Source organism: Aliiroseovarius sp. B-4 (assembly GCF_056857795.1).
Genome location: NZ_JBSXNV010000010.1, coordinates 1 through 2,524 on the forward strand (window position 1 = coordinate 1; position 2,524 = coordinate 2,524).

At 64.5% G+C, this 2,524-nt stretch carries 3 protein-coding genes; all 3 read right to left on the reverse strand.

Annotated elements, in window-relative coordinates:
• Positions 1-948: ATPase, T2SS/T4P/T4SS family (locus AC13C8_RS00275; RefSeq protein WP_482846011.1), on the reverse strand; the 948-nt coding region annotated here is incomplete at its 3' end.
• Between the two features lie 4 nt (positions 949-952).
• Positions 953-2,332, reverse strand: a complete 1,380-nt coding sequence (locus tag AC13C8_RS00280; RefSeq protein ID WP_482846012.1) for a TraB/TrbI/VirB10 family type IV secretion system protein — start codon at positions 2,330-2,332, stop codon at positions 953-955.
• Positions 2,329-2,524, reverse strand: a 196-nt coding sequence (locus AC13C8_RS00285; RefSeq protein ID WP_482846013.1) for a TrbG/VirB9 family P-type conjugative transfer protein, incomplete at its 5' end; no start/stop codon positions are given. The genes AC13C8_RS00285 and AC13C8_RS00280, both read right to left, overlap by 4 nt.

Below are 2,524 nucleotides of genomic sequence, written 5' to 3' on the forward strand. Positions count from 1 at the left end.
GAATTCGGTGATGCCGCGTTTGCCGTCATGGCGACCGGCCTGGATGATCACATCGATGGAATTTTCGATGTACTGGATCATGTCGGCATAGGTCATCGGGATTTCGGTCTTGAGTGCCGCGATCGCGAGCCGCTGCACGGCCAATTGCGGGGTTTCGGCATGCAGTGTGGTCATGGACCCGCCATGGCCGGTGTTGATGGCTTCCAGAAAGGTCATGGCCTCCTTGCCGCGCACCTCGCCCAGGATGATCCGGTCGGGGCGCATGCGCAGCGTCGCAGTGAGAAGCACATCGGCGGTCTGGAATTCCGCGTCGCGATTGGCGATGAGGGTCACGGCATTCGGCTGGGTCGGCAGAAGCTCGGCGGCTTCTTCGATGGTGACGATCCGTTCCTCAGCCGGTACGTGAGAGAGGATCTTGCGCGCGGCGACGGTCTTGCCAGTGGAGGTGCCACCCGAGACGATCATGTTGAGTTTGTTCTCGACGCAGAAGGCGAGCGCATCATCGATCAAACCCGCGGCCACTACGGCGCGCAAGGCGCGCTTCTTTTCCAGGCGCAGGTCTTCGAGCTTGCGCTCCTTGCCATAGAGAAAGTCGAGCGCGATGCCCTCAAGAGGCAGGCTTGAGAAGAACCGCAGGCTGATCGACATGGCCGAGAGCACGGCGGGCGGGGTGATGACCTGTGCGCGGATCGGGCGCCCCTTGTAGGTAATCGAGACTGAGACGATGGGGCGGTCCTTGCTCATCGTGGTATTGGCCGAGGAGGCGATCTGGTTGCCGAGGTCCCTGACCTGAACGCCCGTCAGCCTTTGATCCAGCGCGCGCATGAAGTGATCGCCCTGGAATTCGCCCCAGCAGGTGCCATCAGGGTTGATGCAGATCTCGATGACATCGCCGCGGGCGGCGGCGTCGATCCGGTCGAGCGAGGTTTCGAGATAGCTCAGCGACATGGGCTCAGAATATCTCCAGATCGCGGTCGACCATGACCGTGACGCGGGCGCCCTGGTCGACATAGATGACGGGGCCGATGGAGAGGTAATCGCCTATGACGCTGTCCGTGGCATCTGCCAGATCATCGCCCACGTCTTCGAGAACGTCGGCCGCAGTCTCATCCTGGACCTCGGAGGCGGCGGCACTGGGTGCGGCAGAAATCAGCGAGATCAGGGCGGCCGACCCGAAACGCTCGGCGAAGCGTGTGTCTATGAGCCCGGTGACGCCAGAACGGCCCAGTTCATCACCTCCAAAGGAGCTGATCTGGACGGTCTGGCCCGCGGGCAGGATGATCCGGTCCCAGGCGATCGTGACGCGGCGCTGCGCGATATCGACGCCCGCGCGGTAACGCCCAATGAGACGCGATCCGCGCGGGATCAGGAGGCGCACGCCATCGACGCTGTAGACATCTTCGGACACCACGGCACGGGTCTGGCCGGGCAGGGAGCTGTCAAGGGCAGTTTCCATGACGGCTTGGATCATGGTGCCCTGGATGATGGTGTTGGAGGGATTGGCGATCACCTCGGCCTGCGTCACCGTCGAGGGCAGCGCCCCGTTCAGCACGAAATCCGTCACCTCGCCAAAAGTGCGTTCGGTCAGAGCCGTTTCATTCGCTCCGGAGGCACCGCCAAACGCGATGGTGGGCGAGGTGATGCGCCGCTCCTGGAAGGCGCGTTCCTCCGCGGCGCGGCGCTCCAGCTCGGCCATGCGCCGGGCTTCTTCCTCGCGGCGCAGTCGCTCTTCTTCGCGCGCGCGCAGCTCATCTTCCGTGGGGCCCGTTGGCGCGGGTTGGGGTCGGCTGGCCTCGAGTTGGGCCAATTCCAGATCCATGCGGAGTTGCTCAAGGCTGCGATCCCGCGCCGTCAGTTCGTCCTGAAATCGTTGCTGTGCTGCTTCCGAGGCGGCTTGTAGCGCCGCAATCTGAGCGGTCAGCGCGTCGATCGCCTCTGCGGCGGCGGTGTCTTCCTCGACGACCGCCTCGGGGGCGTTGCGCAATTCTTCGATCTGGGCCTGCAGGGCGGTGATCTGCGCCAGAAGCTCGACATTGGGCTCGACCGGATCGGGTGCGACGAACACCACTTCGGGCTCGGGCGGGGGCAAGGTCTCGATGGCGCCAAAGCCGTCCCCCTCGTTTTGGAAGACGTCCGGGGTGGCCGTCGGCAAGGCTTCCTCTTCGTCGGGCTGTGAGAGGAGATAAAGCAGGGCACCACCCGCGCCGATGACGAGGATCACGATCAGCGCGAGAAGGGGCGACCGGCGCTGCGCCGCTATGGGGGCCCGGGCACTGCCTTTCTCCAGGGCGGCGAGGCGCTTTTCCAGCTCGGTATTCTCGGTATCGCTCATGAGGCGGCCTCCGCGGGCGGGATCGCCTCGATGCAGACCACCTCTTCGCCCAGTCGCAGGACCCATTGGCGGTTCACGCCGCTGACGCGGATCACGCCGTCTTCAGGAGTTTGCGTGTTGACCGTGCGCTCGCGGCCGCCCGCGTAGCGGAAGATCGCGGGCACAGGCGCGTTTCTTGGAAACGCGAAATAC

Bases quoted from the DNA above. Each gene is read 5' to 3' on its own strand.
- AC13C8_RS00280 (WP_482846012.1), bottom strand. From the start codon at position 2,332: ATGAGCGATACCGAGAATACCGAGCTGGAAAAGCGCCTCGCCGCCCTG.